Genomic DNA, 24,626 nt, shown 5'->3' with positions numbered 1-24,626 from the left:
TAGCCGTTAGTTTCCACCATAATGTAGGGGGTATTACGGCTGAAAACCAAAAAGGTAATAAAATCAATTAACCGTGAAAATTGAAACTCTTTTTCATCAATGTTGAGATCTATTCTTATTTTGGTTTGTCCTAACCTGTCACTACGGTAGTTTCTGTAGGATATAGAACAGGCAAGGTCATCATCTTCACCATCCCAGATTTTTTGGACAATAAAAGGTGGTATTTCCTTATAATCCTTCTCAAATGCCTCTATTACCTTTTTCGTTGCCCCTTGTTCATCAAAGGCGGTGTGTTCTAATGCCTGTTTACGGGAGTGTCCGGGAAGAAACCAAGTCTTGTGATATCCAAAGAATAGATCAATCTGTTGCGTTATCTTATACAAATCAGTGAGTGCCATTTGTGGAGTCAACGATTCTTTCCAGTCAAAATACAGTTCTATTTCTAGTGATAAAATAGCCATTTATTACCTCGTCTATTTAATTAAAGGGGTGAGAAATACTTTAACGTTGGGATGCCCAGAGAATTCTTTCGAATAGTAAGTTGCACTCATAGGTTCCATAAAATGCCAGTGGGCGCGTGGAATGCCATTCAATGAAGTACATACTTCTTGTTGTCTACTAGCTTGCTTTATCATAGATTGATCTCCCGTCCACCACTCCATTGGCTTTCCCTTCCTAAAAAACTGATCATATTTCGCTTTGGATTCCAGAAACAGGCATGCTTTTGGTCGCCAGCCATCAAAACTGACCCCCAGACATTCCCATACCTGTATGAGTTTTACGTCCGGTTTGTAAACGGTTTTGGCTATCTGGAGTTGATAATCAAGGGTAACCTGTGAATATGAACTGGTGCTTTCCCAACTGGGACTCACTTTCTCAATGGCGGGGCAAGCCTTGCATTCTTCCCTTGTTGTACTGATCACATCCGTTCGGGCTTCCTCTTGCTCTTTTTCATCATCCTTGTCTTTTGTCATTTCCGTAACGCCGAGGCCCACACCAACGCCAACCAATATGCCCGCAAGGGCTGATGCCGCATATTCGGCAGCAGTCAGGGCTGCCGGGACTAACAGAGGTAAAGGCATGTTAATTGCTCCTTTTCAACAATTTATCTATTATTCTCAAGATATCTTTGTATTGTTGTTCCGGGTTTTCTCCTGCTTCAAGGGCATTTTTGATTTCTGGTACACCGTGGAAATTAAGGTTAAATGCCGTTAAATAAAGGTATGATTTAATCAGCTTTTTATCTTTAAAGCCCAGGTCTTCGATTAAATACCGATAGGCTTCTTTAAGCCGCTTATGCAAATTTTTCTCATCCTCATGCACAACCAAGTCGGCATGTTCTGACAAAATGCATTGCCTGATTTTTTCAATATAAGTATTGTCCTCTGCATCAATAATTTTATCGAATTGTTCCTGAGTCAGTATAATCATGGCACCGCTCCTTAAATCATAAGCGATTGTTACCTATAATGGGGCCTTTGGGTTGAGTGTGATTTAGGTGAAATGATCACCATAGAAGCAATATTACTGTTTTTTAATCAATTAAAGCAATAAAATCGTCCGACATTGAGAATAAACAGGCACGATTGACTTCATGGAAAATAAAGTTTGTGTCTGTGCTCATGTTGACATTGACAATGCTATGAAGGGGCTGTTATCCATGTACAACGAATGAACCGGCTATGCTTAAGCAGAGATGGGGTTAATGTGGGACAACAAAATGCGGGAAAAGTACCTTATTTGCGTTCAGATTATTTGTGGCAAATTTAAGGTTCGGGTATACTGCTTTCCCGTCCTGGTTATATCCATCATCTTTAAACCTAAACTTTCAGGTTCAGCATGAAAACTAATTATATTTTTGTGACCGGCGGGGTCGTATCCTCTCTGGGTAAAGGCATTGCCGCAGCCTCTTTGGCGGCTATACTCGAAGCCCGTGGACTCAATGTCACGATTATGAAACTGGACCCGTACATCAATGTCGATCCAGGTACGATGAGTCCAATTCAACATGGGGAGGTTTTCGTTACCGAAGATGGTGCTGAAACTGATCTCGATTTAGGTCACTATGAGCGTTTCATCCGCACTAAAATGACTCGCCGCAATAACTTTACGACGGGGCGGGTTTATTCCGAAGTGCTGCGCAAAGAGCGCCGTGGCGACTATTTAGGGGCGACCGTTCAAGTTATTCCTCACATCACCAATGAGATCAAAGATCGCATCATCAGTGGTGGTGAAGGTCATGATGTGGTGCTGGTGGAAGTTGGCGGTACTGTCGGTGATATCGAATCGTTGCCATTCCTTGAAGCAATTCGCCAAATGGCAGTCGAAGTTGGCCGTGAACACACTTTATATCTGCATCTGACACTGGTGCCTTATCTGGCAGCGGCTGGCGAAGTCAAAACTAAACCGACTCAGCACTCAGTAAAAGAACTGCTTTCTATCGGTATTCAACCGGATATTCTGATTTGTCGTTCAGATCGCGTTATCCCTGCTAATGAACGGGCAAAAATTGCGCTTTTCTGTAATGTGCCGGAGAAAGCGGTTATCTCCCTAAAAGACGTTGATTCCATTTATAAAATCCCAGGGCTATTGAAATCTCAAGGCTTAGATGATTATATTTGTAAACGATTCAGCCTTGATTGCCCGGAAGCAAATTTGTCCGAATGGGAGCAGGTCATTTACGAAGAAGCTAATCCTTCTGGTGAAGTCACTATTGGGATGGTGGGTAAATACGTTGAACTGCCTGATGCGTACAAATCCGTGATTGAGGCATTGAAGCACGGTGGATTGAAGAATCGTCTGACGGTGAATATCAAGCTGCTTGATTCTCAGGATGTTGAAACTCGTGGTGTTGAATTATTGAAGGGACTGGATGCGATTCTGGTTCCTGGCGGCTTCGGTGGTCGTGGTGTGGAAGGCAAAATCATGACAGCCCGTTATGCGCGTGAGAACAAAATTCCTTATCTGGGGATCTGCCTCGGCATGCAGGTGGCATTGATTGAGTTTTCTCGCCATGTTGCGGGTTTGGAAAAAGCCAGCTCAACAGAATTTGAGCCAGATTGCCGGTACCCGGTTGTTGGCCTGATCACCGAATGGCGTGATGAAGACGGTAATTTAGAAGTGCGTAGCGAAGAGAGTGATCTTGGTGGAACGATGCGTGTGGGTGGTCAGCCATGTCACCTGACAAAAGATAGCTTAGTGCGCGCCTTGTATGGGGCAGATACGATTGTTGAGCGTCATCGTCATCGTTATGAAGTGAATAATTTACTGCTGAAACGTATTGAAGATGCTGGTCTTCGGGTAGCGGGTCGTTCAGTAGACAATAAATTAGTCGAAATTATTGAGATCCCAGACCATCCTTGGTTCGTGGCTTGTCAGTTCCACCCAGAATTTACTTCCACTCCTCGTGATGGCCATCCATTGTTTACTGGTTTTGTTAAAGCCGCCGGTAAATATCAGAAAGGCCAGATCAAATAAGATGTGCAGTGAGTGGCGGTATGAAGTATGCCGTCACTTACCTGAAATGTAACTTGTACTGAGGAAAACCTAATGTCCAAAATCGTTAAAGTGATCGGTCGTGAAATCATTGACTCCCGTGGTAACCCAACCGTAGAAGCAGAAGTGCATCTGGAAGGGGGTTTTGTGGGTTTAGCGGCTGCGCCCTCTGGTGCATCTACCGGTTCCCGCGAAGCGTTGGAACTGCGTGACGGTGACAAATCCCGTTTTATGGGTAAAGGTGTATTGAAAGCTGTTGATGCAGTAAATGGCCCGATTGCACAGGCAGTTATCGGTCAGGATGCTAAAGATCAGACTAACATCGACAGAATCATGATCAACTTGGATGGTACTGAAAATAAATCCAAATTCGGTGCTAACGCGATTCTGGCGGTTTCTCTGGCTAACGCTAAAGCGGCAGCAGCAGCGAAAGGCATGCCGTTGTACGAGCACATTGCTGAATTGAATGGCACTCCGGGTAAATTCTCTATGCCGTTGCCGATGATGAACATCATCAATGGTGGTGAGCACGCGGATAACAACGTTGATATCCAGGAATTTATGATTCAGCCGATTGGTGCAAAAACGTTGAAAGAGGCGGTGCGTATCGGTTCTGAAGTTTTCCATAGCTTGGCTAAGGTTCTGAAAGCGAAAGGTATGAGCACTGCGGTTGGTGACGAAGGGGGCTATGCGCCTAACCTGGAATCTAACGCGGCTGCACTGGCTGCTATTAAAGAAGCGGTAGAACAAGCCGGTTATGTTTTGGGTAAAGATGTCACTTTGGCTATGGATTGCGCCGCTTCTGAATTCTACAACTCAGAAACCGGTAACTACGAACTGAAAGGTGAAGGCAAAACTTTCACTTCTCAAGAATTCACTCATTACCTGGAAGATTTGACCAGAAAGTACCCGATTGTTTCTATCGAAGATGGATTGAATGAATCTGACTGGGAAGGCTTTGCTTACCAGACAAAAGTACTGGGCGAAAAAATCCAGTTGGTTGGCGACGACCTGTTTGTGACCAATACCAATATCCTGAAAGAAGGTATTGAGAAAGGCATTGCTAACTCTATTCTGATTAAATTCAACCAGATTGGTTCTCTGACAGAAACACTGGCAGCGATTAAAATGGCAAAAGACGCAGGTTACACGGCGGTAATTTCTCATCGTTCTGGTGAAACGGAAGATGCGACGATTGCTGATCTGGCGGTAGGGACCGCGGCAGGCCAAATCAAAACCGGTTCTATGAGCCGTTCTGATCGCGTTGCTAAATACAATCAATTGATCCGGATTGAAGAAGCTTTAGGTAACCGTGCTCCTTTCTATGGTCTGAAAGAAGTAAAAGGTCAGGCTTGATCAGTAAGTATTAGTTAAACAGGAGGGGTAAAACCCTCCTTTCAAAGAATACAGAGGCAAGAACTGATTTGCTTGGCAGTTTTGATGTGTTGAGCGTTTCTGATCCTTTTGCCGGTAGTGGAACAACGACTATATAAAAGTGAAGTATGGTTATTAATCGATTAGCCGCAGAAGGTCGGCTGCCGGATGGGTTGCTGCAACCGAATAGCGAGACGTTACAGGCAATTCATGATCTAGAGCACGGGATAGGTGTTCACCGTGCCAACACACTTGATGAATTAAAGAGTGATTTAGGTTGGTAATAACAGTGCTGATTTTCGTTTATCGGAGCCGATTTAAATATGTTTGTTGATCGGAGAGCCAACGGTGATTCGAAGAGAAAGAATTAAGTTGAGCTGTAATAGGTTGATGTTTGAGCATGACAAACCTGAAATAATTTTATTCTTCCAAATGAAAGGCTAAAGCCGCCAGCTTTAGCTGCGATACTGTATTGTGCCGGTGGTCTGACAGGGGGGATAAAACCTCCTTCATAAGGGTAATAACCCGATAACTTCTACAACATCAACTTTTGAGTTTTCCTGAGGCAGTCGGTGCGGCCATATTTTCACATGTGAAACTTTTCGCCGATGGATTAATAGCGAGAATCCCCTCCTTAATGTTGCTGAGAAGATTTACCTTGATATAACGGATTTTAGTTAGCTGTCTCAACAATAGTTCGGATATATCCATACTTGGCAATTAGAGCCTTGTATTGGTGTGACAGAATTACCCGATAAGCTGAGAGCTAGATGATGTCCGATGGTCGGGCTTAGAACCACGGTTGCAAGGTTAAAAAGAAAAAACATTCAAACAAGACGAAGATCTATTTTTTAATAAAAAAGACACGTTAATCTTTACCCAACTTCTTTTATGGGAATTATACCCTTGCCTGATATCAAACATACTTATTTTATAACAGGGGCCGTAAGAGAGAACGGTATTTAGCGTATGTGAAATTATTAAAGATCACCTTATTTTCCATGCGTTATATCAACCACTCTTTAAGAAAGTCCCTTGATCCAAAAATTAATGAATCTTTGTGGTCATCTTTTATATATACGATCCATCTTGGAAAAGGATATTGATGAAAATGAATCAGCGAGAAACTAACGTAAGCATACTGGCAGGGAATTCACGAGTTTATCTTAATGAGGATAGTAAAATAGTTATCGAAGCTCAGTTGAAAGCTTTTGAGGCTGCTCTGATATTCGCCAAGCGAAGCCAAGATGAATGCGGCCAATTACCGAGGATATCCGTGGCGTTCGATCATCATGGGATATTTCGCCTCCAGTTCCTGATAGAGAACTTGACTAATTCTCAAAAACGGAACCCCCGCCTGAGTCATCTCCACGCCTCGATCAGGAATATCTTCTTACCTGTAGCAGAAAAATATCAGATTCCGCTCAGTGAAATACGTGTGATCCACGAAGATTCAGCCAGGCAACACCTTGTCCACATCCTAGCCTCTGGGGAAATACCCGAAATTATCACTCGACGGATGGTGTCCAAAAACCTTGCTGACGGCAAACCGTCGACATCAGATACTTCTTACGAAGAGCCAACTCAGAAACTCACCTGTGCGGCAATTACGAAGGAATATTTTGAGAAAGCCGCAGGTGATCACAAAGGCTCAGACGCTATTCTGGAGGTATTCTTTGAGGACTGCGCTTGGTCGAGAGCTTTGGCATATGTGCGTGGGCTGCAACTCAGCCACATGCTCGGAGTTTCAACTGCCATTCGTCTTAATCTTGTTAATGAAGAGGGGGAGGTGAGTCAAGGAGATGTAGTTACTGCTTAGTAAATATAGTCAAGATAATAAAAAAATAATTTCATCTTTGTTTGTTAAGGGGGAACATTATGTACAACTTAACTCGGCCGATATATTTGGATAACAATGCTACAACGCCATTAGATCCCGATGTGCTTCAAACTATGATGCCCTATTTCACCTGCGCTTATGGGAATGCTGCCAGCAATAACCATGCATTTGGGTGGAAAGCGATGGAGGCTGTTGATAATGCAAGAAAAGTGATATCAACATCGATAAATGCGACGAGTCATTCCGATATTATATTCACGTCTGGCTCCACCGAGTCGAACAATCTTGCAATCGCGGGCTTTCAACATCGGGGCAAAAAGGGGCATGTCATCACATCGACAATTGAGCATAAGGCTGTTCTTGATTGTTGCAGTAGGCTCGAATCAATGGGAACGGAGGTGACCTATTTACCGCCGCAAAGCGACGGCATTGTATCCCCAGACTTAATAGCTCGTGCAATAAGAGATGATACCTATCTCGTTTCGATTATGGCCGCTAACAATGAGATTGGTTCAATACAAAAAATTGAGGAGATAGGCGCGATCTGTAAGGAACGTGACATTCCTTTTCATACAGATGCCACGCAAGCGCTTGGCAAAATAAAATTTGATGTACAGCGCATGAATATAAGCCTTGCTTCATTTTCCGCGCACAAAATATATGGGCCAAAGGGGGTCGGCGCACTTTATATCGATTCACGCAATAAGAATATAGCACTCGCGCCTCTCATTGTTGGCGGAGGACATGAGCGAGGCTTACGCTCTGGAACCCTTAACGTCCCGGGTATAGTAGGCTTCGGGCGTGCCGTCGAGCTGTCTGTTAAAAACTTGCCTGATGAGTCGATGAGGTTACGTTATTTACGGGATTTACTTCGGTCGTATATTATCGAGAATGTAGCTGACGTTCGGATAAACGGCCATCTCACAGAGTGCCTTCCTGGTCTGTTAAATGTCTCCTTTAACGGTGTGGATGCTGACTCGCTTTTGCTGGAGCTTTCCGAGGTTGCGTTGTCCTCTGGATCTGCATGCACATCTGCTAACCGAGCGCCGTCACATGTTCTGAAAGCAATAGGGCTCAGTGATGCTCAGGCTCAAGCCAGTGTGCGTTTTGGTCTGGGCAGATTTAATAACGAGGACGAGATACGGTATGTTTGTCTCCGTCTACAAAAAGCGGTGAATAAACTGAGATCGATGGCGCCAAAGCCATTCGGCGTCCTGTAATAATTAAGATGGAGTTAGACTCATGCGAACAATGTCGGCACTTTTTCTCCTGTTCGGAACCCTGTTCACTGCGGGGGGATATGGCGCCACCTTTCTTATTTCCGCGTATTTTCGGTCACAAGGGGGGAGTGACATTGACACTGGGACGACCCTTAGCGTGGCTTTGGTTGGTACCCTGATTGGTGTTCCTTTGGTCGGATGGTTTGCCGGTCAATTGGAAGCATCGCGTCTTGCAGCCCTCGCGGCGTTAGCGATGTCTTGTGGTTATTTTCTTTTAGGCGGTTTCAGCGGTGAACTGAGTTACATCCCGCGTATCGCGGCGTTCTTGATTGGACTTGGTTGGGGAATGTTCTATATCAGTGGGCCTATGGCATTGTCGGAGCGTGTCACTGACGCTGACAGGGGTCACTGGTTTACTCGTTTCAGCGCATTTCAAATGGCTGGGATTTGCGGTAGTCCCATCCTTCTCGCTGCGGCGGTTGAACAGGCAGGAGTGCCCATCCGAATAACATTTCTCTTTGTTGGCGTTATTGGCATCCTCGCCTCACTACTTCTGGCGACCTTTGGGATCAAGGAGCCGCATGGTCAACGGGAGTTATCACTGAGACCTTGGGTGAAAAAAATAACCAAGATTGCTGCCAGTAGTGCGATCCGTCCTATTGTGATGGTGGGTCTGGGAGGCGGCGTATTCTCTGGGATGATGTCGTTCCAGAGCTCGTTGGTTGAAGGGACTCAAGCAAATGCAAGTACATTCTTTGCTGTACATGCAGCGACTGTGGTTGTAGCGCGGCTTTTGTTAGCCCGCCGTTTATCGACGATGCCCCGTATCCCGTTAGTCATCGTGCTGATGTTATTCTTAATCATGGGCATTCTGGCTTTGCTAGGCATACCGGTTCACCCTATGTTTCAGATTGTGGCGGCCATGTTAACGGGGATAGGTTATGGATTGGTGTATCCCGTTATTCAAACATGGGCAGTAAACGACTCTGCGCTTGAGAACCGTCATGCGGCCCTTACTTGGTTCGTTGTCGCTTACTTTGTGGGGATATTTGGATTTCCAGCGATAGGAGGATGGATATTAGTTGGCGCGGGCAAGACCTTATTTATCCTAACTTTAGCCGCAATAGCGTCTCTTGAACTTATGGTGGCAATATTGGGAGGAAGATGGTTTTATCGCATTAAGGGCAGGTTAACGGCACAGAATGAAGCACGTTAACAGTCATTCAGCCAGTCGATAATTATCGACTGGCTTTGCTGTTGCGCAGGCAATTTTTCTATGGTCATAAAGTATTAATTGGTGTTATTCCTCGTCATTGAAGCGCTTTTTTAGGATGTTCGCTAATGTATTTAATGCGCTTCCAACATTTCCCAAAATAACTAAACTTTTTAAACATTCTAGTATCCATAAAAGAACATTTCTTAACAATTAACGTTCATTTATGACCTTTTAGTTGTTAGATATAAATGTTCCTATTCGGAGAATATTTGGCTGTACTTAGCGGAGTTTAACGTTTTAGTACAGTTGTTTTTTATATTCCGCACCAGTGCGGACTCAGGGAAAAAGCTGTAACAATATATACCCTATGGATTTCAAGATGTATCGCGGCGGCAAGGGAGCGAATCCCCGGGAGCATAGCAAACTATGTGACCGGGGTGAGCGAGTGCAGCCAACAAAGAGGCAACTTGAAAGATGACGGGTATAAAAATATTAATCTAAAGAGAGTATGAATATAGCACCTTGAATAACCAAACTGAAAGGAGAATAAGGAATGATTGTGAAAAACGACTGGCACCCGGCTGATATTATTGCAGGGCTTAAAAAGCGGGGAACGTCGTTATCTGCTATTTCAAGAGAAGCGGGGCTTGCATCATCCACTTTATCAAATGCTTTGCACCGTCCGTGGCCTAAAGGTGAGCAGCTCATTGCTACCGCTTTAAATTGTGAGCCTTTCGAAATATGGCCAAGCAGATATTCAAAGTGAACTAAAATAAACTTCTCGAAAAAAATTCAATGAGAAGAGATTAAATACCTGAAACTTTCATGGTGTTTTGTGGAAAGTTTCAGGTATGATCATAAGATTAAAATAGAGTTATTAACGTCACGCCTTGATGTTTGTCATAATTAATTTTTCTGCATCAATTATTTAATATTTTACTCTGCTGACATTCCTCTTTATATCTCTGTTGATTTCACGGATCGCCAGATAGGAGTAGTATTACAAAAGCGGGTGAAACAAAACTTTTTGGGAGGGGAGTAGGATTCTGTTTGACAGAACCCTAATGGCATAGTGACGATAACGGGTGGTTCATTGTTATGTTAGAGTTATATAGGGACTCGGGTTAATAAATCGGGTAGGAGCATAATTATCATACCCCTTACCCCTGCAATATTCTTTTAATTGGCTTAATGAATTTATTCCTATTTTTTGATAAATAAATTGTAACCTGCTTTGTACCGTTCTATAGGTGATGCCTAATTTTCTAGCTATGTCTTTAGCGCTTAGCGATTGCAATGCAAAAAATATTATATCGAACTCTCTGTCGGTAAATAAATCAGTTGGTTTGCCAAAAGTTAATGATTCTGGATGAATGTTATTTTCAAAATGATACATGGAATAAATTTCAAGTTTTTTACCGTGCGACACAATCCCAATGCATTCTCCATCCTTCATTAGCGGTGTAACATTGACCAGAAATGGTTGGATTATTTTTTCTTTTCCGACATAAGTGAAGGTGTGCAGTACCGGAATGGTCTTTTGACTCGTCATTACATTTTTATCATTAGTTTGTATAATATTTTCAAACTCAGACCACGGTGCTGGACATTCACCATCACGCCTCCCTTCTATATTAAAACCTTTAGGAAGACCGCTGTAATGAATCATAGTATCATTGGCATAGATGAATCTATGTTCCTTGTCTTTTATAACCCAAACATCATTGCTGTTTTTCATGTACGATATGAAAGCATCAAAGTTTTCTGAATGAATATCCAGATCTTTGTTTACAGAGAAACTCATAGTTTTATCATTCATAATTTCACCTATCATGATTGAACTGTAAGACCGTGATAACGTTCATGTGAGGTATCCCACAAAACTCTTTTCGCGTTGTTAAGCGAGTTTTGGTCGGCGCATAGGATTCTGTTTAGACAGAATCCTAATGGTATAGTAACGACAGCAATGCTGTGCATTGTTATGCCAGAGGTATATAGGGATTAGGGTTAATAAATCGGGTAGGAGCGTAGTTATCATATCCCTTACCCCTGCAATATTCTTTTAACTGGCTTAATGAATTTATCCCTATTTTCTGATAAATGATATGTAGCCTGCTTTGTACCGTTCTATAGGTGATGCCTAATTTTTTGGCTATATCTTTGGCGCTTAATGATTGCAAAGCAAAAAATACTATATCGAACTCTCTATCTGTAAAAATCTCAGTTGGGTTGCCAAATGATAATGATTCAGGATGCCTGTTGTTCTCAAAATGATACATGGAATAAATTTCAAGTTTTTTACCGTGCCCCACAACCCCAATACATTCTCCGTCCTTCATTAGTGGTGTAACATTGACCAAAAATGGTTGGATTATTTTTTCTCTCCCGCCGTAAGTGAAGGTGTTTAGTACTGGAATGGTTTTTTGACTCGTCATTACGTTTTTATCATTAGCTTGTATAACATCTACAAAATCAACCCACGGTCCTGGACATTCAATATCAAGTCTTCCTTCTATATTGAACCCCTTTGGGAGACCACTGTAATAAAGTGTAGCATCATTAGCATACACGAATCGAGATTCGCTATCTTTTATGATCCAAAAATCGTTGCTGTTTTCCATATATGATATGAAAGCATCAAAGCTTTTTGAATGAACATCCAGATCTTTATTTACAGAGAAACTCATAGTGTTATCTTTCATAATTTCACCTATATGATTAAACGGTAAAACTGGAATAATTTCCATGTAAGGTTATCACTTTTGCGACACAATGGATAATTATATTTATGAGTTTTTGGGCACCTATTTGGTGCGGATGATTTTACAGAGGAGCAGTTTCCTGTAATCACCTTCAATATGCTAATATTCTATATTGTGTAAAATTTTTATTAGTAATTATGTTTTTAATGAGTAATTGCAATATGAAATATGCTGGATGGAATGTGAGAGAAACAAGGCTTAAGGTTCTGCCAAGCAGAACCCTAATAGAATAATGACGATAACGGTGTGATTCATTGTTATACTAGAGGTATATAGGGATTCGTGTTAATAAATCGGGTAGGAGCATAGTTATCATATCCCTTACCCCTGCAATATTCTTTTAACTGGCTTAATGAATTTATCCCTATTTTTTGGTAAATGATATGTAGCCTGCTTTGTACCGTTCTATAGGTGATATCTAATTTTCTCGCTATATCTTTAGCGCTTAGCGATTGTAATGCAAAAAATACTATATCGAACTCTCTATCAGTAAATAAATCAGTTGGTTTGCCAAAAGTTAATGAGTCAGGCTGAATGTTGTTTTCAAAATGATACATGGAATAAATTTCAAGTTTTGTACCGTGACCAACAACCCCAATGCATTTCCCATCCTTCATTAGGGGGGTAACATTGAGCATAAATGGTTGGATCATTTTTTGTTTCCCACCATAAGTCAAGGTGTTTAATACTGGGATGTTTTTTTGACTCGTCATTACAACATCACAACTAGCTTGTATAATACTTTCAAACTCAGACCACGGTGCTGGACACTCACCATCAAGCCTCCCTTCTATATTAAAACCTTTAGGAAGACCGCTGTAATAAATCATTGCATCGTTGCCATAGATGAATCGATGTTCATTGTCTTTTATAGCCCAAATATCATTGCTGTTTTCCATATATGATATAAAGGCGTCAAAGCTTTTTGAATGAACATCCAGATCCTTGTTTACAGAGAAACTCATCGTGTTATCTTTCATAATTTCACCTATATGATTAAACGGTAAAAACTCCCATGTAAAATTATCACTTTTACAACACAATGGATAATTATATTTATGAGTTTTGGGGCACCTATTTGGTGCGGATGATTTTACAGAGGAGCAGTTTCCTGTAATCACCTTCAATATGCTAATATTATATATTGTGTAAAATTTTTATTATTAATTATGTTTTTAATGAATAATTGCAGTATGAAATATGCTGGATGGAATGCGAGAGAAACAAGGTGTAAGGTTCTGCCAGGCAGAACCCTAATAGCATAGTGACGATAACGGTGTGATTTATTGTTATACTAGAGGTATATAGGGATTGGGGTTAATACATCGGGTAGGAGCATAGTTATCATACCCTTTACCTCTACAATATTCTTTTAACTGGCTTAATGAATTTATCCCTATTTTCTGATAAATGATATGTAGCCTGCTTTGTACTGTTCTATATGAAATACCTAATTTTTTAGCTATATCTTTAGCGCTTAGTGATTGCAACGCAAAAAACACTATATCGAACTCTCTATCAGTAAATAAATCAGTTGGTGTGCCAAAAGTTAATGAGTCAGGATGCCTATTGTTTTCGAAATGGTACATGGAATAAATTTCAAGTTTTTTACCGTGACCAACAACTCCAATGCATTTTCCATCCTTCATTAGAGGTATAATATCGACTAGGAATGGTTGGATTATTTTTTCTCTTTCGCCATAAATGAAGGTATTTAGTACCGGAATGGTTTTTTGACTCGTCATTACGTTTTTATCATTAGCTTGTATAACATCTTCAAATTCAGACCACGGAGCTGGACATTCACTATCAAGCCTACCTTTTATGTTGAAACCCTTGGGAAGGCCACTGTAATAAAGCATAATGTCATTTGCATAGACAAATCGGGATTCGCTATCTTTTATGATCCAAAAATCGTTACTATTTTCCATATATGAGATGAAAGCATCAAAGCTTTTTGAATGAACATCCAGATCTTTGTTTACAGAGAAACTCATAGTGTCATCTTTCATAATTTCACCTATCATGATTAAACTGTAAAAACTCCCATGTAAAATTATCACTTTTGCGACACAATGGATAATTATATTTATGAGTTTTTGGGTACCTATTTGGTGCGGATGATTTTACAGAGGAGCAGTTTCCTGTAATTATCTTCCATATGCTAATATTCTATGTTGTGTAAAATTTTTATTATTAATCATTTTTTTAATAAATAATTACAAAATGAAATATGCTGGATGGAATGTGAGAGAAACCAAGGTGTAAGGCTCTGCCAGGCAGAACCCTAATTGAGTAATGACGATAACGGTGCGGTTCATTGTTATATTAGAGGTATATAGGGATTCGGGTTAATAAATCGGGTGGGAGCGTAATTATCATATCCCTTACCCCTGCAATATTCTTTTAACTGGTTTAATGAATTTATCCCTATTTTTTGGTAAATAAATTGCAACCTACTTTGGACCGTTCTGTATGAAATACCTAATTTTTTAGCTATATCTTTAGCGCTTAGTGATTGCAACGCAAAAAACACTATATCGAACTCTCTATCTGTAAAAATTTCAGTTGGGTTGCCAAATGATAATGATTCAGGAGGTTTATTAATTTCCATATGATACATTGAAAAAACCTCTAGCTTCCTAGCTCTGCCTACTACGCCAATCGACTCTCCATCTTTTATCAAAGGCGTGACATCCGCCATAAATGGTTGAATAATTTTATCCCTACCGCCATACATAAATGTAATCAAAGTAGGAATGACTTTTTTTTCCTCCATCACTCTACGATCATTAGATTGAATAATGTCAGCAACCTCAGACCAATAAACCGGACATTCACTATCCAGTTTACCTTCAACATTAAACCCTTTGGGTAGTCCGCTATGATGAAGTCCATAATCATTCATATAGATAAATCTCGATTCTTTATCTTTTATATACCAGAACTCATTACAGTTCTCCATGTATGAAATAAAGGCGTCGAAGCTTTTTGAATGAACATCCAGATCTTTGTTTACAGAGAAATTCATAGTCTTATCTTTCATAATTTCACCTATCATGATTGAACAATAAAACAATAAAACAATAAAACAATAAAACAATAAAACAATAAAACAATAAAACAATAAAACAATAAAACAATAAAACTGTAAAAACTTCCATGTTAAGGTTATCACTTTTACGGCACAATGAATAATTATGTTTTTAATGAAGAATCACAATATGAAGTGTGCTGGATGGAATGTGGAAAAAAGTTAGTTGTTTATGTAATCGATTTAATTAAGTGTGGAAATGTGACGTGTGTATTGATTTTCGCTCTTGTTTATAATTAAATAAAAAAATAATTTTATAGCTTATGGCCCTATTCACTCAAGTTAAATTATGTGGATTATCGTTTTTCGTGCCATTTGAAAGCAAAGGATTATAGAAACTTTCACTTATTTAAGTAAGATTAGCTATGCTTTATCTGCAAGTGATTAAATAGGGTTAAGAAAAGCCGTTTTTTATCTGTTAAAATGGTTTTAAGATCTGGAAAAAAGACAAGCGTATTGTTAAAAAACAGGTTTTAATTTGATTAATAGAGTGCCAAAATAGACAGAATTAATCTAATAACAGGATTAACCCGATTAGCCGCGAAAAAAGGAATAAAAGAGTTTATTTAATCACATGAAAAATTATTAAAACTTTGTACCGATTAAAACCAGAAATTTAAATAGTGGTTTTTAATAACAGTTTAAAACCTACCATCATAAAGCTATCAGTGAAAAACGAAAAAAATGGTCTTGTTAATGTTTAAATACCCGTCCAACCTATAACCTTTCTGGTAAATTAATTCGCCAGATTTTTAACCACCGTTGATGCTAAAACGCTCTCTCATTTTTTAAATGGGTTTATTATCAACTTGAGGAGAAGTAAAACTCACCTGCTTTTGTGCCCAAAAAAACTGCATAAAACGTAACGGTTTCCTATACCTATAAAGGTGTAATAATGTGATGTAACAACGAAAATTTGTATAAAACACCGTCTATTATGATTTAATTGATTGGTTCTTGCGCTTTAGATCCCAAAATTCAAAGAACTGCATTTGCTTCCTAGAGAAGACTCCTTATATTCACACGCCTTGTATTTTTTTAACAATTGTAGCAATGGTGGATCAGATATCACCGGCGCTAATGGAGTTACCAATGGATGCTTCTGAATCTTTAACACCAGCCATGAAGCTAAATTTTTCGAATAAAAAAGGCTTAATTATTCTGGCTGCTGATGTTGTATTACTATTTATTCTACTTAATACATTGCCGTTTGGTGAAAAAGCTAATGCGGGTTTAGCACTGATGGTATTTGTTGGTGTGTTGTGGCTTACCGAAGCTATTCACGTCACTATTACTGCATTATGTATTCCAATTCTGGCGGTTGGTATGGGATTGATGAATACGGGAGATGCACTGAAATCTTTTGCTAATCCCATTATCTTCCTGTTTTTTGGCGGCTTTGCCTTAGCAACTGCACTTCACATTCAAGGATTAGACAGACTGATTGCTAATCGTCTGCTGATGATTGCCCGTGGACGTTTGTCTGTAGCGGTGATGTTGTTGTTTGGTGTGACGGCTGGCCTTTCCATGTGGATCAGTAACACAGCGACTGCCGCGATGATGCTGCCATTAGTATTAGGTATTTTGTCCAATCTGGATGCACGTTCTGAACGTCATACGTTTGTATTTGTGCTGTTAGGGGTGGCTTATAGTGCAAGTATCGGTGGTTTAGGTACACTAGTCGGTAGCCCGCCAAACGCGATTGCTGCGGCTCAACTGGGGATCGATTTCTTCAATTGGATGAAGTTTGGGGTTCCGTTGGTGGTTATTTTGCTGCCAATGATGGTTGGTATTATGTATTTGATGCTGCGCCCGAATTTGAATCATAAATTCGACATGAAACTGGAAAAACTGGATTGGACTGGTAAGCGTCTGATGACCATGCTGATCTTCCTATTAACCGTATTTTGCTGGATCTTTAGTACGGTTATCAGTTCTGCCTTAGGGGGTGTGAAAGATCTGGATACCATTATTGCTGTCAGTGCTGCTGTTCTGATTGGTATAACGGGGGTAGCGAGTTGGTCCCAGATTCAAAATAACACCGAGTGGGGTGTGTTGATACTGTTTGGCGGTGGTCTGACTTTAAGCGCTATTTTGAAAAACTCAGGCGCTAGTGAAATCATGGCGAATGGTATGGCCGCTACTTTCGGTGCAAGCCACTGGTTTGTGATAATTGTTGCGGTAGCAGCATTTATTATCTTCCTGACTGAATTTACCAGTAATACAGCCAGCGCCGCGTTGCTAGTACCGATATTCGCAACCGTTGCGGAAGCGTTGGGGATGCCGATAATGACGCTGACACTCATTATCGGATTTGGGGCATCCTGTGCTTTTATGTTGCCGGTTGCCACACCACCTAATGCGATTGTTTTCAGCTCCGGTCATATTAAACAGACTGAAATGGTCAGAGTGGGTATGGTACTGAATATTGCCTGTATCGCGATCATCTCTCTGTTTGCTTGGTTATTTTGGTTGTAACTGAAAATTTGCTCATGTCCTTCTGGACACAATAACTATTCAATGTCCCCATCAAATATACGGTGGGGAAATAAAGCCAGAGGGAGAAGATTCATAGAGAAGGATTTGCCGAGCGCATCAGCCAGAAATCTAATATTGTCAATGTAAGGCCGATGACCAACCCGACGAATAGCACGGCCATTGCTGTGCTTGAACCTCCTGCGACTAACCCAATAGTGGCTAATGGCACTAAGCACAAAATCCCCAGATTATTGAATGTTTCAGCAAAGGCCAGAACCATACCTTTGTTAGCGCCTGCTCGTGTTGCCAAAACGACGGTACTTGCAGGCGCTCCAACGCCCAGCGCGGCACCCCAGAATATTAAACATCCTAGAGAACCTAGGAGCGTAAGCGGAACCAGCATAAAAACTGAGATCACACCAGTCAGTAGCAAACTGACCAAAACTAAAGTCACTTCTTCTCGACCGCAAAGCTTACGAAGCCAACCAGCGGACAGATTACCTAACCCTAAGCCAACACCAAAGGTTGCAACGGTCAGACCGATTTCAGTGGGGCCAAATCCGTACCGTTGACGTAAGACTTCTCCAGACAAAAGAAAAGCAGAGACGCCGGCGCCATTCCACGCCCCTTTTGCAATGAGCGGCCTGACAACCGACCATTGCCGAAACCAGACTAAGCGCTGGTTTGTTGGCTGTAGAGGCGCAGTTTTTGATGGAAGGCAGTAGATCCCGATGATGAATGTAACGACACAGCCGAGTGAACTAAATAAAAACGGTGCCTGCCAATTTATTAAATCTGTCAATATCCCGGCTAAAGCTGGACCGAATGCAATGCCAAAAGTCATACCGAGCATAACGACGCCCATCGCTCCGGCTTGGCGATTATAGGGAATGATATCGGCGATCAAGGCAAATACGGTGGGGATGATTACTGCTGATGCTATGCCGCCAAAAATTCGCAGCGTGATTGCGATATTAAGAGTGGGGGCAAGAATGATAGCGAGACCATCTGCGGCGAAAAACAGCAGAGAAATCAGAAGTAATCTGCTTCTGTTAATACGATCTGAAAAATACCCAAATATAGGTGCTGCCAGAGCGTAGGAAAATGCATAGCTAGATACCAGCCAGGATGCTCCGATCGCCGTTGTCCCGAAGGCGACTGCAAGAGGGGTAAGCATGGATGACAACATGAATTCGGTTGCACCAACGAAGAATACGGTGACTGAAAGGATAAATAAAAACGTGCATTTTGTACTCTGTTCCAGAGTGGATAAATATTGTGTTTTTTTGTTCATAAGATCGATTTAACTCCATATATAAATAGATGTTCGTATATTTCTTGCAATAAAGCGTGATGAGTCAATGACGTAGAAAAGCTATTGTGAAGTACGTAAGGGGGAGACGATGCCAGACCAGATTAGGCAGATGTGAAAATATTACAAAGGAAAAAGGGGAAGCGTTAGTAATATACCCGAGAAAGAAAGTGAACAAGGAATTAATTTATCGGATTAGGTATGCCGGATACCTGATATAAGAACGGAGTTTATTCCTTGTATACATTTTTCAGCTACAGGAAACTTGGTAAAAATCTTCCCCGTATTCGGGCGAGATGCACTTGGTTAAGCTTGTATTTTGCAAGAGTGAATACACAATAAAAGTGTATATCTAGAGGAGGTAATGTCATGCAAGTAACAAAATGGGGTAATAGTCTTGCTATACGTCTGTCGGCTAGCTTAGTTGAAATTCTGGAATTGAGTGAAGGTGATAATATTGAGATTGTAGCGGATGATCCGCGTACCTTCTCGATATGCAAGAAGCCTGGCTCTGAGGTGTTGTTGGAGCGTCTTCGGACATTCCGCGGTAAGTTGCCGACAGATTTCAAGTTCAGTAGAGATGAAGCGAATACCTGGGGCTAAGTCTTGCGGTTTCATCGACAGCAATGTGGTGCTGTACCTGCTGTCCCAAGATGTGGCGCACGTGTGTGTGCGTAAACTTAAGATGAGTTGGGAAGAGATAGCGGAGTTCCTCGATATTGTACGTAGTTTTTGCAAAATCGTACCTCTTACAGTTGAAGTTTATGACCGAGCTAGGTTTATTGCAGAGCGTTATCACTTGTCATTCTACGATTCTTGTATTGTGGCGACTGCGGTTATCGAAGGTTGTCGGGCGCTCTATAGTGAAGACATGAATCACGGGCAGATGTTGGAAGACATCTTGGTGATTAAAAATCCATTCTCATATGCCTGACGATTTGGTGAGCCTGAGAGAGATCGGGGTTCACCTGTCGATTTATTGCGTAGAAAATATCTACAAAGCGTTATTATTATTGTATATCCGCTCAAGTTCCTGAGTAGCAAATGCTGTTGTCTCGAAAGCGACTACAAGAGGGAAGCATGGATGACAACATGAATTCGGTTGCGCCAACGAAGAATACGGTGACAGAAAGATAAATAAAAACGTGTATTTTGGTCATCAAGAATTTTTTAATAAATGACAGAATTTTACATGATGAACACTGCATTGAATACATAACCGAAAGAATAATAACAATAAATTCAAATAATTACGTCAAATGAACCTCTTGGAAAGCATACCAAGCTTGATACAAACTTTATCACAAAAAGCAACAAATAATTTACAGCTTTTTCAATGGGTTATATTTTTAGTTGTGATGGTACCCACAAATACATTAACTATCACATAGCTGAATTAAAAAAACTGTTATTATTAGTATGCTGAATTAAATTTTAATCCAATTTATTTGTCAAAAAAATCCTAGAGGAGCATAAAATGGATGTGATAACAGCACAAGCATTTAGGTCACTGACTAATGACGAAATTTTCTTCCTAAAAGAAGGGCGTATGGAACAAGTGATAGCTCTAAATTAGAAACAACGCATACTGTACCTTAAGAAGTTATTTTAGGAGATGGTACAATTTTGTAAAAAAACAACCTTAACAGTCATTTAATATCAATGCCCCCTAAAGATCTAAATAAAATAAAGGGAATTTCTGAGTTTGTTGATAGCTGGGCTATTAGTTTAGAAATATTTAATCCTAAATTATTTGATCAGATATGTCCTGGTAAATCTCAGGACTATGGGAGAAATAATCTATTAGAAGCATACTTGGCTGCTGTTTCAGAGTTAGGTGAAGGCAATGTTTATGTTGGGTTTGTAGCGGGATTAGAACCTTTAAATGATTTAGTACAAGGAATGGAATTTTTTTCAAAAAATGGCATAGTTCCAGCAGTAGCAATCTTTCATCCCGATCATGGTTCTGAATATCAAAATCACCCTAGACCTATTTTTGAAGATATTTATAAAACATATGTTGAGATGCACAAATTATATCAAAAATATGGATTTAAACCATTTATTATCGGTAGTGGTAGAAATTCACTTGATACTGAAGCGTACTATGGGGAAAAAAGAAATGATTAGACGCGGTTTATTTATAGCTTTTGAAGGAAATGATGGTGCCGGTAAATCAACAATTTCACGCGAAGTTTATGATATTTTGTCTCTAGATTATAATAATATTGTTTTTTTAGATAAGAATTATCCTTTACTGCCATCTGGGTATAGTATGTATCACATGGGAAAAATACGAGATCTCCTTTGGGATTATGACATTTCAGCTCCATTGGGTGAACTTGGTGACCGGCATTGGATTCTATTGATAGCATCGTGGTTTTCTGTTTTAGATAGTTTAATTATTCAACCTTGTTTATTACAAGGTAAAATTATTATATGTGATAGTTGGTATTATAAATATTTAGCAAGATTCTTACTTAAATCCACGGAATTAGCAAAATTAAGTAAATCGGTTCTATCAATAAATACAAAACCAGACATGGTGATATATCTTGATGTTCCTCCAAATATTGCTGAAAAAAGGAAAAAAATATTAAAACCTAGTGAGTCTGGGAAATTAGAGATAAATGAAAAATATGATTTTATAGAATATCAAAAACACGTTCTTAATCAATACCAGACGTTTTATGATGATACTTGGAAAATTATTGATACTGACACTTTAACTAAAGATGCAGTAATTAAATCAATAGTGGATATTATTCGGGTTGAAATACTGAAAAAATGTAATTAATACAAATGATGTATTTGCTGAGGCTATTTTAGTTGGAGGGAAATAATGGATAAAGAATTTCGAAAATTAATATTAGCTTCCTCAGGGAATTCTTTCACCTTGTATTTGGAGATGATAATATCATTCACGCTAATTACATATCATTGGAATGGTGGAGCAATATACTCATCGTTATATACAATTTCATATGCTGCATCATTACTATTTCTAACGCCCTATGTTTCGTCATTTGTAGATGAAAATATAAAACCCAAAAAGTACATTATTATCATTTCGGTACTTTGCGGTGTTATTACCACTTTTCAATACAATATAGATGACATTAATATATATATTCTTTATTCTTTTATTAAAAACATCCTTCGTTTATTTTTAGGACCTTCTAATTTTAAAATATTAAAAAACATATCAACCAATCAATTTGAAAAAAACTTTAGTTATTGGCAGGTTTTATTTCAAATATATAAAATGTTGGCCCCGTTATTTTTAGGTTTTATTCTCATTTATTACTCGACAAAACAGATTCTTATTTTAATATCAATCCTTTATTTTATTTCAGCAGTCTTATATATTTTTGTTTCAGAACCGTTGATCAATGTTAATCGCAAAAAAAACAAGATATCACTAATTAATTACTTTAATATAATGAAAGATAATAAAATATTGTTTTCATTTATTGTTATTTCCACTTTAACGTGTTTTGGTTATCTATCAGATAGCTTAATAGCTCTTAGCTTTATGGAGCAGGGATTAAATGGCAGCCATTATAGTTTTGCTATGTGTCTTTCTGGTGTTTCAGGTGTTTTAATTGGTTTAGTATTTGGAAAGTATAGGATTAACATATCTTTAAATATTATGTTATTTTCATTCTTTTTGTGGGGAACGGGGTATCTTTTAATAGGAATAACAAATCAATTTAACGATTTATTTCCTGATAAAATCAATTTATTTTTTATATTTTTAGCAATGGCAATAATAGGAATAGGATCGTCGATGAATAATATTATTGTTACCATTTATATGCAGAAATTCGCAACTAATGATAACTCGGCTAAAATATTTGGCTTAACGTCAATTTCTGTTGGTTTTTCCATGTTTATTGGCCCTTTGATAGGTTCCACAATATCTTATCTTTTTTCCATAAGCATCGTTTTTTTTACAACATTTATAGGTGTTTTTTCAACTATAATTGTGGTTATTTTAATAAATCGTAAATCCACGTCATGATACAGTTTTACCCTTTTATTATTGTAGGAACCCAGTGAACAAAAAACACAATTTTAGAAAGTTTAATTCCGGCAATAGCAATTATTATTAAATTATTTCAAAAAATTTTATCTGAATTAGCTTTGAATCGATATGACAGATACTGATAATAAAGTATCTGTCAGCTCAAGTCTGCGTTATAACCCCGATTTATTGTGCAGAAAATATCTATAAAGCGTCATTATCATCATCGTATGTTCGACTCGCTTCCTGGATAGTAAATTCTTTAACGGATTGAACTTTGATAGGGCCGTTGGGGCCATATTTGTAGACATTACCAGCCAGATTGCTAACTAAAAACATGACATATGACATTCTATCGCGCTGCCCATTTCTTTCTGTGCGAGCAACGCCATGTATATTGGCCCGAACATTTGGGGTTAAATTCTCTGTCAGCACTTCGATCGAACTACCAAAGTTAATGATTAGGTGTCCTGGAACAGGATCAATAGCTAAAAGCTCATCATTTATATAGGCAAGAAGGCCACGTTCAGTTGATCTTAAAACTGTCACCCATCCTGAATCCCGATGAAATTTAGAACCTCGGACGGCTTTCTCTGATCGGAAGTGGTTAAACGATAACATCTGGTTTCTTAGCCCTTCTGAAATACCATTAGTAATGAGTTCCCAGTCACGACGAGGAATGCCAATATAAGTTAACACGGAACGTAGTACGCATATACCGATGTGTGCCATATGATGACCCAGTGTCGCAACCTCTGATGGCATAAGGTGCCAATGTTCCCGTTCGAGGCGGAAATGTTCCCATTGATCATGCTCTCTGTCGAAATAACCTTCGTAACTATTGGAAAAAGTACATGACTTGAATCCCGTATAGGGGCGAAGGTCCCCTTCTGTGGCGGGTTCAAAGAAGTGGTATGCAAATCGATCGCCGTGTTCAAAATCCATGTAGGATGGGGCTTTCAGGAGGAAAAAACCCTCTCTGAGAGCCTGATCAAAGCCGTTGCTGTCAGTAAAAACAAGATCGTCTCCCTCTAAATAGGAGCGTGCCATATCTGCTGATTTATATGTTTTTGAGGCTTCGCTTTCCGATGGCATTGGTGGTAGTTTGACTGGAGTTCGCATTGTTGATGATGTTGTCATAGTGATAGTCCTTAGATGTGGTAAAAGAACTTTTGCTTATTCTTTTTTATCTCGGAAATGTATGTTGCCAATATTACATGTGGTGCTTATTCTTATATTGTTCTCTTATAGTGTATTAATCTTTTTTTCGTTATATTAACGCTTGGATAATTATATTAACAAGTTTATTTGTTAAAACGCCAAGTAACTATTCAGCAACGTAATTAATATTGATTGCTAACTATCCTAGCTGACTTTTTGAATATTACAAGAATTTGATGGTTTATATATGAAAAATAATAGAAATATAAATGGCGACAGTAGAGTTATATTTTTTTTAATTTGTTGTTAATATGAATGTTTTATAAATTACTTGGTGATGTTTTATTTTTTTATTATTTATTGTTAAATGTGATAGTTTATTAATGATATTTTTATGATTTCCATTAAGTTTAGTAATTAATGTTTTATCTTGATTATATTGTTATGTTATTTAAATGCGATTTCTTAAATAGCATATTTAACACATTAATATGTTGATAATTAGTCTGATTTTAATGATTGAGTGTTGTAGTTATCAATTGATTATATAATTTCCTTGCATTGTTTATTAATTCGTTTGATTTCGAAGAGAATAAGCTAAATTTTATTTCACTAAATATGAAGAAATGGCCCTAAGAGAGGGCCAT

At 39.2% G+C, this 24,626-nt stretch carries 21 protein-coding genes and 2 pseudogenes; 13 read left to right on the top strand and 10 right to left on the bottom strand.

All coding sequences use genetic code 11. The features are described 5' to 3' along the window. The 3 genes and pseudogenes from BA1DRAFT_RS14615 to BA1DRAFT_RS14605 form a co-directional block, all read right to left on the bottom strand. Positions 1-461: pseudogene (locus BA1DRAFT_RS14615) on the bottom strand (hypothetical protein); the annotation flags it as partial. 12 nt (positions 462-473) lie between these two features. Continuing rightward, positions 474-1,082: a restriction endonuclease fold toxin 5 domain-containing protein gene (locus BA1DRAFT_RS14610; protein WP_036780500.1), complete on the bottom strand. Its 609-nt coding sequence runs from the start codon at positions 1,080-1,082 to the stop codon at positions 474-476. Position 1,083: 1 nt separating this feature from the next. Next, the gene (locus BA1DRAFT_RS14605; protein WP_036780498.1) at positions 1,084-1,431 is read right to left on the bottom strand and encodes a hypothetical protein; all 348 of its coding nucleotides are present in this window, start codon (positions 1,429-1,431) and stop codon (positions 1,084-1,086) included. Between the two features lie 408 nt (positions 1,432-1,839). On the opposite strand from BA1DRAFT_RS14605, the gene pyrG reads away from it, so the two are divergent. The 7 genes from pyrG to BA1DRAFT_RS14570 all read left to right on the top strand — a co-directional run bounded on the left by pyrG (position 1,840) and on the right by BA1DRAFT_RS14570 (position 9,911). Continuing rightward, the gene (gene pyrG / locus BA1DRAFT_RS14600) at positions 1,840-3,477 is read left to right on the top strand and encodes a glutamine hydrolyzing CTP synthase (RefSeq protein ID WP_036780496.1); all 1,638 of its coding nucleotides are present in this window, start codon (positions 1,840-1,842) and stop codon (positions 3,475-3,477) included. 72 nt (positions 3,478-3,549) lie between these two features. Further along, positions 3,550-4,851 carry a phosphopyruvate hydratase gene (eno, locus tag BA1DRAFT_RS14595; protein WP_036780494.1) on the top strand — a complete coding sequence of 434 codons (1,302 nt, stop codon included), beginning with the start codon at positions 3,550-3,552 and terminating at the stop codon, positions 4,849-4,851. Between the two features lie 146 nt (positions 4,852-4,997). Then, complete coding sequence (locus BA1DRAFT_RS14590) at positions 4,998-5,153, top strand: type II toxin-antitoxin system RelB/DinJ family antitoxin (protein ID WP_082303691.1); 156 nt, start codon at positions 4,998-5,000, stop codon at positions 5,151-5,153. Between the two features lie 827 nt (positions 5,154-5,980). Further along, on the top strand, positions 5,981-6,688 hold the full coding sequence (locus BA1DRAFT_RS14585; protein WP_036780508.1) for a hypothetical protein: 708 nt from the start codon (positions 5,981-5,983) through the stop codon (positions 6,686-6,688). Positions 6,689-6,747: 59 nt separating this feature from the next. Then, positions 6,748-7,929, top strand: a complete 1,182-nt coding sequence (locus tag BA1DRAFT_RS14580; protein ID WP_036780493.1) for a cysteine desulfurase family protein — start codon at positions 6,748-6,750, stop codon at positions 7,927-7,929. Between the two features lie 22 nt (positions 7,930-7,951). Beyond that, positions 7,952-9,145, top strand: a complete 1,194-nt coding sequence (locus tag BA1DRAFT_RS14575; RefSeq protein WP_036780491.1) for an MFS transporter — start codon at positions 7,952-7,954, stop codon at positions 9,143-9,145. A 556-nt stretch (positions 9,146-9,701) separates the two neighbouring features. After that, positions 9,702-9,911: a helix-turn-helix domain-containing protein gene (locus BA1DRAFT_RS14570; RefSeq protein ID WP_036780506.1), complete on the top strand. Its 210-nt coding sequence runs from the start codon at positions 9,702-9,704 to the stop codon at positions 9,909-9,911. A 330-nt stretch (positions 9,912-10,241) separates the two neighbouring features. Here the strand turns inward: BA1DRAFT_RS14570 and BA1DRAFT_RS14565 are convergent, their stop codons facing one another. The 5 genes from BA1DRAFT_RS14565 to BA1DRAFT_RS14545 form a co-directional block, all read right to left on the bottom strand. Beyond that, a complete protein-coding gene (locus tag BA1DRAFT_RS14565) occupies positions 10,242-10,964 on the bottom strand; it encodes a helix-turn-helix transcriptional regulator (RefSeq protein WP_036780488.1) in 723 nt (240 codons plus the stop codon). A 160-nt stretch (positions 10,965-11,124) separates the two neighbouring features. After that, entirely contained in the window at positions 11,125-11,847 is a 723-nt protein-coding gene (locus tag BA1DRAFT_RS14560; protein WP_036780485.1) for a helix-turn-helix transcriptional regulator, read from the bottom strand. 317 nt (positions 11,848-12,164) lie between these two features. Next, positions 12,165-12,887, bottom strand: coding sequence for a helix-turn-helix transcriptional regulator (locus tag BA1DRAFT_RS14555; RefSeq protein ID WP_036780483.1), 723 nt, complete (start codon positions 12,885-12,887; stop codon positions 12,165-12,167). A gap of 309 nt (positions 12,888-13,196) precedes the next feature. Further along, on the bottom strand, positions 13,197-13,919 hold the full coding sequence (locus BA1DRAFT_RS14550; RefSeq protein ID WP_036780482.1) for a helix-turn-helix transcriptional regulator: 723 nt from the start codon (positions 13,917-13,919) through the stop codon (positions 13,197-13,199). A 311-nt stretch (positions 13,920-14,230) separates the two neighbouring features. Continuing rightward, a complete protein-coding gene (locus BA1DRAFT_RS14545) occupies positions 14,231-14,953 on the bottom strand; it encodes a helix-turn-helix transcriptional regulator (RefSeq protein ID WP_036780479.1) in 723 nt (240 codons plus the stop codon). A 1,140-nt stretch (positions 14,954-16,093) separates the two neighbouring features. Here BA1DRAFT_RS14545 and BA1DRAFT_RS14540 point away from each other — a divergent pair. Then, positions 16,094-17,479 (top strand): DASS family sodium-coupled anion symporter, encoded by a 1,386-nt coding sequence (locus BA1DRAFT_RS14540; RefSeq protein ID WP_036780478.1) that lies wholly within the window; start codon positions 16,094-16,096, stop codon positions 17,477-17,479. 91 nt (positions 17,480-17,570) lie between these two features. On the opposite strand, the gene BA1DRAFT_RS14535 is transcribed toward BA1DRAFT_RS14540, so the two are convergent. Beyond that, a complete protein-coding gene (locus BA1DRAFT_RS14535; protein WP_235201120.1) occupies positions 17,571-18,656 on the bottom strand; it encodes an MFS transporter in 1,086 nt (361 codons plus the stop codon). Between the two features lie 504 nt (positions 18,657-19,160). On the opposite strand from BA1DRAFT_RS14535, the gene BA1DRAFT_RS14530 reads away from it, so the two are divergent. The 5 genes and pseudogenes from BA1DRAFT_RS14530 to BA1DRAFT_RS14510 all read left to right on the top strand — a co-directional run bounded on the left by BA1DRAFT_RS14530 (position 19,161) and on the right by BA1DRAFT_RS14510 (position 22,815). After that, positions 19,161-19,394, top strand: coding sequence for an AbrB/MazE/SpoVT family DNA-binding domain-containing protein (locus BA1DRAFT_RS14530; protein ID WP_036780475.1), 234 nt, complete (start codon positions 19,161-19,163; stop codon positions 19,392-19,394). Continuing rightward, positions 19,372-19,725, top strand: coding sequence for a PIN domain-containing protein (locus tag BA1DRAFT_RS14525; RefSeq protein ID WP_036780474.1), 354 nt, complete (start codon positions 19,372-19,374; stop codon positions 19,723-19,725). The genes BA1DRAFT_RS14530 and BA1DRAFT_RS14525 overlap by 23 nt, the downstream gene beginning before the upstream one ends. A gap of 716 nt (positions 19,726-20,441) precedes the next feature. Continuing rightward, positions 20,442-20,921 (top strand): annotated as a pseudogene (locus tag BA1DRAFT_RS14520) (radical SAM protein); the annotation flags it as partial. Further along, on the top strand, positions 20,899-21,588 hold the full coding sequence (locus BA1DRAFT_RS14515; protein WP_235201118.1) for a dTMP kinase: 690 nt from the start codon (positions 20,899-20,901) through the stop codon (positions 21,586-21,588). The pseudogene BA1DRAFT_RS14520 and the gene BA1DRAFT_RS14515, both read left to right, overlap by 23 nt. Before the next feature lie 45 nt (positions 21,589-21,633). Beyond that, on the top strand, positions 21,634-22,815 hold the full coding sequence (locus tag BA1DRAFT_RS14510) for an MFS transporter (RefSeq protein WP_036780471.1): 1,182 nt from the start codon (positions 21,634-21,636) through the stop codon (positions 22,813-22,815). 207 nt (positions 22,816-23,022) lie between these two features. Here the strand turns inward: BA1DRAFT_RS14510 and BA1DRAFT_RS14505 are convergent, their stop codons facing one another. Then, the gene (locus BA1DRAFT_RS14505) at positions 23,023-23,958 is read right to left on the bottom strand and encodes a 2OG-Fe(II) oxygenase family protein (RefSeq protein WP_036780469.1); all 936 of its coding nucleotides are present in this window, start codon (positions 23,956-23,958) and stop codon (positions 23,023-23,025) included. Positions 23,959-24,626: the final 668 nt, after the last annotated feature.

It is taken from the genome of Photorhabdus aegyptia, assembly GCF_000612035.1.
Classification (GTDB): domain Bacteria; phylum Pseudomonadota; class Gammaproteobacteria; order Enterobacterales; family Enterobacteriaceae; genus Photorhabdus; species Photorhabdus akhurstii.
The sequence above is the reverse complement of the archived record's forward strand: the minus strand, read 5'-3'. Positions and strand labels throughout refer to the sequence as shown.

Excerpts from the sequence above, each read along its gene's own strand:
- BA1DRAFT_RS14575 (WP_036780491.1), top strand. The coding sequence starts at position 7,952 with ATGCGAACAATGTCGGCACTTTTTCTCCTGTTCGGAACCCTGTTCACT.
- BA1DRAFT_RS14565 (WP_036780488.1), bottom strand. The coding sequence starts at position 10,964 with ATGAATGATAAAACTATGAGTTTCTCTGTAAACAAAGATCTGGATATT.
- BA1DRAFT_RS14505 (WP_036780469.1), bottom strand. The coding sequence starts at position 23,958 with ATGACAACATCATCAACAATGCGAACTCCAGTCAAACTACCACCAATG.
- BA1DRAFT_RS14525 (WP_036780474.1), top strand. The coding sequence starts at position 19,372 with ATGAAGCGAATACCTGGGGCTAAGTCTTGCGGTTTCATCGACAGCAAT.
- BA1DRAFT_RS14610 (WP_036780500.1), bottom strand. The coding sequence starts at position 1,082 with ATGCCTTTACCTCTGTTAGTCCCGGCAGCCCTGACTGCTGCCGAATAT.
- BA1DRAFT_RS14605 (WP_036780498.1), bottom strand. The coding sequence starts at position 1,431 with ATGATTATACTGACTCAGGAACAATTCGATAAAATTATTGATGCAGAG.
- BA1DRAFT_RS14555 (WP_036780483.1), bottom strand. The coding sequence starts at position 12,887 with ATGAAAGATAACACGATGAGTTTCTCTGTAAACAAGGATCTGGATGTT.
- BA1DRAFT_RS14560 (WP_036780485.1), bottom strand. The coding sequence starts at position 11,847 with ATGAAAGATAACACTATGAGTTTCTCTGTAAATAAAGATCTGGATGTT.
- BA1DRAFT_RS14545 (WP_036780479.1), bottom strand. The coding sequence starts at position 14,953 with ATGAAAGATAAGACTATGAATTTCTCTGTAAACAAAGATCTGGATGTT.
- BA1DRAFT_RS14590 (WP_082303691.1), top strand. The coding sequence starts at position 4,998 with ATGGTTATTAATCGATTAGCCGCAGAAGGTCGGCTGCCGGATGGGTTG.
- pyrG (WP_036780496.1), top strand. The coding sequence starts at position 1,840 with ATGAAAACTAATTATATTTTTGTGACCGGCGGGGTCGTATCCTCTCTG.
- BA1DRAFT_RS14530 (WP_036780475.1), top strand. The coding sequence starts at position 19,161 with ATGCAAGTAACAAAATGGGGTAATAGTCTTGCTATACGTCTGTCGGCT.
- BA1DRAFT_RS14510 (WP_036780471.1), top strand. The coding sequence starts at position 21,634 with ATGGATAAAGAATTTCGAAAATTAATATTAGCTTCCTCAGGGAATTCT.
- BA1DRAFT_RS14550 (WP_036780482.1), bottom strand. The coding sequence starts at position 13,919 with ATGAAAGATGACACTATGAGTTTCTCTGTAAACAAAGATCTGGATGTT.
- eno (WP_036780494.1), top strand. The coding sequence starts at position 3,550 with ATGTCCAAAATCGTTAAAGTGATCGGTCGTGAAATCATTGACTCCCGT.
- BA1DRAFT_RS14515 (WP_235201118.1), top strand. The coding sequence starts at position 20,899 with ATGGGGAAAAAAGAAATGATTAGACGCGGTTTATTTATAGCTTTTGAA.
- BA1DRAFT_RS14580 (WP_036780493.1), top strand. The coding sequence starts at position 6,748 with ATGTACAACTTAACTCGGCCGATATATTTGGATAACAATGCTACAACG.
- BA1DRAFT_RS14535 (WP_235201120.1), bottom strand. The coding sequence starts at position 18,656 with ATGCTTACCCCTCTTGCAGTCGCCTTCGGGACAACGGCGATCGGAGCA.
- BA1DRAFT_RS14540 (WP_036780478.1), top strand. The coding sequence starts at position 16,094 with ATGGATGCTTCTGAATCTTTAACACCAGCCATGAAGCTAAATTTTTCG.
- BA1DRAFT_RS14585 (WP_036780508.1), top strand. The coding sequence starts at position 5,981 with ATGAATCAGCGAGAAACTAACGTAAGCATACTGGCAGGGAATTCACGA.